The sequence below is a fragment of the Mesorhizobium sp. M5C.F.Ca.IN.020.32.2.1 genome, from assembly GCF_004023105.1.
GTDB lineage: Bacteria > Pseudomonadota > Alphaproteobacteria > Rhizobiales > Rhizobiaceae > Mesorhizobium > Mesorhizobium wenxiniae.
Window position 1 is genome coordinate 1 of record NZ_RZSX01000638.1, and the last position, 3833, is coordinate 3833.

4 protein-coding genes are annotated in these 3833 nt (G+C 57.9%); all 4 read right to left on the reverse strand.

From position 1 onward, the window contains the following. Nucleotides 1–58: 58 nt before the first annotated feature. A complete protein-coding gene (locus EOA86_RS26000; protein WP_128344311.1) occupies nucleotides 59–928 on the reverse strand; it encodes a family 16 glycosylhydrolase in 870 nt (289 codons plus the stop codon). Nucleotides 929–1090: 162 nt separating this feature from the next. After that, nucleotides 1091–1483, reverse strand: coding sequence for a hypothetical protein (locus tag EOA86_RS26005; protein WP_127212049.1), 393 nt, complete (start codon nucleotides 1481–1483; stop codon nucleotides 1091–1093). Between the two features lie 267 nt (nucleotides 1484–1750). Beyond that, nucleotides 1751–2764, reverse strand: coding sequence for a glycosyltransferase family A protein (locus EOA86_RS26010; protein WP_128344313.1), 1014 nt, complete (start codon nucleotides 2762–2764; stop codon nucleotides 1751–1753). Between the two features lie 432 nt (nucleotides 2765–3196). Next, nucleotides 3197–3538: an exopolysaccharide production repressor exox gene (locus EOA86_RS26015; RefSeq protein WP_245486112.1), complete on the reverse strand. Its 342-nt coding sequence runs from the start codon at nucleotides 3536–3538 to the stop codon at nucleotides 3197–3199. Between the last annotated feature and the right edge of the window lie 295 nt (nucleotides 3539–3833).

A 3833-nucleotide genomic window follows, 5' to 3' on the forward strand; every position in this document is an offset into this window, starting at 1 on the left:
GTTACATTCCTGTTCAAGACTTCGGAGCGCTTTCGGTCCGGCCGGTTCAGATTAGTCTTTACTTTATGCTGCATGCCAGCGATTCCGGAAACTGGCATGGCTGACCTAGCGCCGTGAATGCGACACGGTCCACTTGCATGATGAGTTTTCGACCCGGATCCGAAAACGGTCCCATCCAGTTCTTCAGCGTGTCGCTGCCCCACAGGCTGAAGAATATCTTTTGCGCATGAGTGGGCAGCTTTGCCGGATCTTTGATCGTGTTCACCAGTTGGCCGTTGACGTACCAGCGCAGCCTGTCCTTCTCCCAGACGAAGGCGTAGTCGTTAAAAACCTTGTCGGTACCGCCAGCTACATCCACCAATTTCTCGTTCTTGCCCTTGCCGGCTATGTAGGCGTTGACCTGCACCTTGGAGGTGTCCTTCGTCAGCACCTCGAAGTCGATTTCGTCATGCGGCTGCTTGTCAGTGGGGCCGATGTAGGTGAAGAAGGCGGCATTGATGCCGGAGCCCGCATCGGTTTTCATCCGCGCCTCATAGGTGCCATAGCCGAAGCGCTGCTTGGTCTGGACCTCGCCGCAGGCAAAGTCGCGATCCTTTAGCTTCCGCTTTTCGAAACCGAGCGTCAGCATGCCGTCGGAAAGCCGGACCTGGCTTTTGGACCAGGTGCAGTTCTGGTGCTTGCCGTTCGTCCAGCCGTCGGCAATGTACCAACGCGCACGATCGAAGCTGGTGAAATCATCGACGAACGATGGCGCTGTCGGGATGTCCTGCGAATGGGAAGGGGTCGGGCCTGCAACCAGGCTGCCGAGTGCAAACAGCAGAAACGCGCCGCCCGAACATAGCTGCCTCAGGTTCCCTTGCCTGATCGAGCGCGTGAACGGCCTGCCGCCGGTTGCTGGGGTGGACGTGCTTATCGGATCCGCGTTCATACCAAACTCACCTTTGTGCTGCGCCCCAACCCAAAGTCGACGTTCAAACCATGACGAAACGAGCTGACCTTGACCTTCTGCCAGTACCTTCCTTGTGCTTGCCTTAACTTGCCCAGTGACACCAAACCTCCTGCCTGTGGGCCCATCCAGGGATCTTGAAGTTCACTCCGTGCCGGCGGCCGGCTTGGCGAAATCTGCCTTCGAGCTACGCTGGGCGCTTTCGTCGAAGATTGCATCCAGCGAATGACGGAGATCTTTCATCAATTCGTTCTGGCGCGCGAGCGCCGCGATGCGCCGCTCGTAGTTCAGGATCGACTTCGTCAGCTCGCTGACCTCGGAGGATCTGCTGGAGGAGGCCGCCCCATTCTCCATCGCCTCGACCAGGAAGGCCGCGTTGGTGGCCTTTGTCCGGTAGCGATTCTCAAGGCCGTTTTTCTCCGCCTCGACCTCGGCTGCGATTTGGTCAAGCAGCTTTGCCAGGCGGTCAAGGCGCGAGATGTCGGTCTGCCTGTCTCGGGCCGGATCCCTTGATCTGAAGCCAAATATCGAGGCCATGCGCTCAGTTTCCTGTCATAACCGGCCTAAGGCTATCCCTGTGCCCGTCCGGGCCAAAAAAGTCTTGTCGCATCGTCCAACTCCTCTGACAGGGGGACATTTTCGGGCCGATTCAAACAGCCAATCAAAATTGCTGCACCGCAACATACATGCCATCCCCAAAGCGAGTAGGCAACCACCTAGTGCGGCGAATCGGAAATTCGCATCACTTTGAGGCAGGGTAAGGACCTGTTGACATGATCGGCATGGCGCCGGTTGCGGACCAGCTCAAGTCTCGCCGACCGGGCTGGTTGCGGCCATGAGAAATCGCAGCGGCGGCACAGGCTGCTTCGAGGCAAAGCCGGCGCGGCGAAACAGCGCATCCAGTTTGTCGGCGGCCACGCCGCGAAGGATGGGGATGAGGTTGGATTGGCTGGCCAGGGCGTAGGCCGCGGCCGATGTCAGCCCCTGCTCGTTCTTCACGTCGAGGAAGTTTCGCAACCGATATTTGTCGCGTACCTGCCGTTCGTGCCTTCTGAGCACGGCCTTAGAGCCTTCTGGCAAACTATCGATCGCCAGCAGCGCCAGATCTGCGTCGGCCAGACGCTTGAGGTCCTGCGTCTTGTGCTGGCCGCTCAGCGAGTCCGCGCGAACGATCGCGCCATAGCCGCAGGACCTGATGACCTTGAAGCGCGCCCCGCAAGCGACCGCGCGCGCGTAGAGTTCATAGTCTTCGCCCAGCCGCAGGTTTTCGTCATAGCGCAGTCCATGTCGGTCAAGAAAAGCGCGACTGATCACCGGTTTGAGGAAACCCAACTCACCTCTCTGCACACGGCGACTGGAGATGTTGCCTTCGATGAAACGCTCGAAATCGAGGAATTCCGGATCGGCCGAAAACCGCGGAGCGGTGATTTTCGAGACGTCGGTCGCCGCATCGTCCCTGATCATCATGATGTTGTCCGCAGCGAAATCCCAATCGGCGCTGGCGAACAACTCGCGAAATCTGCCCTCGAGAAAAAAATCGTCGGCGTCCAGAATGCTGATGAACGGCGATCTGGAGCTGGCGATCGCGGCGTTGCGGGCGAAGGAGGGACCGCCGTTGACGTCGAGCCGGATGACGGAAAGCCTGCCGCTGCCACCGTCGGCCGCCCGAGCGACTTTCGCGGTATCGTCAGTGGAGGCGTCATCGACGACGACGACTTCGGCCACCTCCGGCTCGCGCAATGCCGACGCGATGGCCACTGGAATTGTCCGCGCCGCGTTGCGGGCGGCGATGATCACGCAGACCTGGGGTTCTGTCATCCATTCGTTTCTCGACTGCACAGGTAGCTCCGAACTTCTCGCCGCCCCCGGCTTGATGTCCATGCAGCTCTCGTTCTCACTGCCTGTCCGGCTGTTCGAAAACATCAGCCGGCGCTTATGCTGCAATTGCGAAGCAAAGCATCGTTAAAATCATTCGCTCCGTCCAGTCTTTCCTTTCGGTGTCGTCATGGCGCAATCGATGGGCGGTGAAATACCCGCATAGACGGACTGCTTCGCAAACCGTCCCTGCTCATCATGGATGGGACCGTCAGCGCACTCGAATCGCTGATCACCAGGTCGATCGACAGAGTTTACGCAAATTAGAGCTGAGTCACAGGATCCGAGGCTGAATGAAAAATCCGGAGGCCGGTTGCCCAGGATGCTGTCGGCGAGCAGTCCGCCAGCGTCCGGCCGACGCTTTCTGTCGTCAGGTCAGTGCAGGCTTCTCCTGGCACTGAACTTCTCGCCGTCGGCCACTTCGGTCGAACTCAGCTTTCGTTCGGCATCACGAATCTTATCAGCCGACGTCGGGGAATTTCTGACAACCATGACGAAAACCAGCAGAACGTAGCCCAGCTGGATGACAATGGCGCAGGCTACAGCGCGAAAAAGCGTCGTGTCTAGCGAAGCACCGTCGAAACAAGACCATGCGACCACGATCGCCAGAGCGAAAATCATGCCGACAATGAATTTTGGTAGCGACATACCCGACAGCCCGTCAACCTGCTCGGGCAAAAATCGATGATCGACCCACCCCGAGCCTCCCTTCGCCATGCGAGCTTGTTGAGGCCGCTCGCTTTCTTTGGCCGGTTGCTTCCGGCCTTCCCACGCTGTCCATACTCTGACAGAAACAATTTGCAACTCTATTAAGGTGTGCAATATCGGGCAAGGCCAACCGCAAATTATTTTGGATAAGTTCGCGGGATCGACTCTGCCATGTTGCGATGCACACATCGGCATCACGACCAATCACCCGGTAGGGACCCACTTCAGTAGGAGCCACAATATTAATCAGTACTTTACTTTATAACCTCTCTATATTTCACCAAACTAAAGGACGATAATGCTC

Excerpts from the sequence above, each read along its gene's own strand:
- EOA86_RS26010 (WP_128344313.1), bottom strand. The coding sequence starts at position 2,764 with ATGACAGAACCCCAGGTCTGCGTGATCATCGCCGCCCGCAACGCGGCG.
- EOA86_RS26015 (WP_245486112.1), bottom strand. The coding sequence starts at position 3,538 with ATGGCGAAGGGAGGCTCGGGGTGGGTCGATCATCGATTTTTGCCCGAG.
- EOA86_RS26000 (WP_128344311.1), bottom strand. The coding sequence starts at position 928 with ATGAACGCGGATCCGATAAGCACGTCCACCCCAGCAACCGGCGGCAGG.
- EOA86_RS26005 (WP_127212049.1), bottom strand. The coding sequence starts at position 1,483 with ATGGCCTCGATATTTGGCTTCAGATCAAGGGATCCGGCCCGAGACAGG.